Origin of the sequence: Streptomyces sp. NPDC046915 (assembly GCF_040644935.1) — a bacterium.
In the GTDB taxonomy this organism is placed as follows: Bacteria; Actinomycetota; Actinomycetes; order Streptomycetales; family Streptomycetaceae; genus Streptomyces.
On the sequence record NZ_JBEYXB010000065.1, the window covers coordinates 1 to 2,166 of the forward strand.

The window sequence follows — 2,166 nt, forward strand, 5'->3', positions numbered from 1 at the left end:
GTGCGCCACGAGGCGCCGTGGAATCGAGTGAGGTGAGAGACCTTCACCACCGGGTTGTCGTAGCAATCCGGTTGAAGCGGGGGGCAGTTCGGTTCGGGGGATGCCGAGCCGAGCGGTAAGCAGCCCCGACAACGCCGGGACGGGCTGGTACTGCCAGACGACCCGGGTCCGGCTAGCGAGACAGGAAGGTGCACGCGAGAAATCAGTGCCTGACGCCCCGTAATTACGACACCGGCTCGAACCTGGCGGATCTGGGCCGGACGCAGTGCACGACCACCAACGCTCGTCGGTGGTCGACTCCGAAGCCGACTCTACTCATCGGTGGGGAGGCCACGCCGAAAGTCTGCGGCGTAAGCGTGGCGATGCTGCCGGGGTAGAGCTGGGCACCTCACCTGTTGATCGATTTCGTGGTGAACGTGGGAACTGTCCGCGGTCGCCCCCAGATCGGACATCCAGTCCGGTCGGGGGCAGGCCCATCGCCGGCTGACGGCCGTCGGGCAGGACGGAGGCTCCGTAGTACTCCGAGGCCGGGAAAGCCGGTCACATGGGGAAGGGGGCCAGCAAGTCAGCAGTAAGGAGACTGGAATGCCAGGAGGCTGTCGCCGGTGAATACCGACGAGCTGGAATGGGCCTTAATGAAGGCCGAACGCCGGGTACTGGAGATCCAGACCAAACTGCACCGTTGGGCTGCTGATGATTCTCATCGCAGGTTCGATGACCTGCTCAACCTCGTGGCCGATCCCGCCTTCCTGTTGGTGGCGTGGGACCGCGTCCGGGGAAACAAGGGTGCCCGCACGGCCGGAGTGGATGGGAAGACCGCCCGCTCCATTGAAGCCGGGCAGGGAGTCGAGGTGTTTCTCGACAGGCTGCGGACCCAGGTCAGAGACCGCAGTTTCCATCCGGTTCCTGTCCGCGAGCGGATGATTCCCAAGGCGAATGGCAAGCTTCGTCGTCTCGGGATTCCGACCGTGGCGGACCGAGTGGTTCAGGCATCCTTGAAACTGGTGCTGGAGCCGGTATTCGAAGCGGATTTCCTCCCATGTTCCTATGGGTTCCGCCCGAACCGCCGAGCTCACGATGCGATCGCCGAGACTCGGTACCTTGCCAGCCACGGATACGAGTGGGTGGTGGAGGGCGATATCACGGCGTGCTTCGACGAGATCGCGCATCCGGCTCTCATGGAGCGGGTGCGGAATCGAATCGGGGACAAGCGGGTGCTGTCCTTGGTGAAGGCGTTCTTGAAGTCCGGGATCCTGTCCCGTGACGGAGCCTTCACGGACACACGCACCGGGACCCCGCAGGGCGGGATCCTGTCGCCGCTGCTGGCCAACATCGCACTCTCGGTCCTGGACGAGCACATCGCCCAGGGCCTCGGAGGACCAGATAGCACCTCCGAGGATCGGCGCAGGAGACGGCGCCGAGGATTGCCCAACTACCGGCTGGTCCGGTATGCGGACGACTTCCTCGTACTCGTCTTCGGGCGCCGTGACCATGCCGAGGAACTACGCGACGAGGTCGCAGAGACATTGAAGCCGATGGGCCTTCGCCTGTCGGTGGAGAAGACAAGTATCACGCACATTGACGAGGGCCTTGATTTTCTCGGATGGCGCATCCAGCGTCACCGGAAACCTGGCACGGATCGGCAGTACATCTACACCTACCCAGCACGGAAATCAGTGCGTTCCGTCACGGGCAAGGTGAAGGAACTGACCGGACGGCAGAACGTCGGCCTGTCGCTGGAGTCCTTGCTCCACCGACTGAACTCGGTGTTGCGAGGATGGTGCGCGTATTTCCGTCCCGGAGTTTCGAACGTCGCTTTCTGTTACCTCAGCCACTACACGTGGATGAGGGTGACACGATGGATCCGACGCAAGCACCCCGGGATTACCTGGAAACAGCTCCGTCGACGCTACTACGGCGGCGGCTGGTGGCCAGTCACAGAGGAATCGGAACTGTTCAACCCAGCAAAGGTAAGCACGACCAGATACCGATATCGGGGAAAACTCATTCCGGCTCCGTGGCCCACTGCGACATGAGGAACTAAACACGCCGGAACGGGATTTGTGGAGAGCCCGGTGCCCGGAGACGGGCACGCCGGGTTCGGGAGGCGGCTCGGGGAAACCCACTGATGGAAACACCAGCAGGGCGCCCCGAGTCGACCTCACC

At 63.2% G+C, this 2,166-nt stretch carries 1 protein-coding gene; it reads left to right on the forward strand.

Going from position 1 to position 2,166, the window contains the following annotated elements; all coding sequences use genetic code 11:
• The first annotated feature begins 605 nt into the window (after positions 1–605).
• Entirely contained in the window at positions 606–2,036 is a 1,431-nt protein-coding gene (gene ltrA / locus ABZ915_RS48710; protein WP_361817926.1) for a group II intron reverse transcriptase/maturase, read from the forward strand.
• Positions 2,037–2,166: the final 130 nt, after the last annotated feature.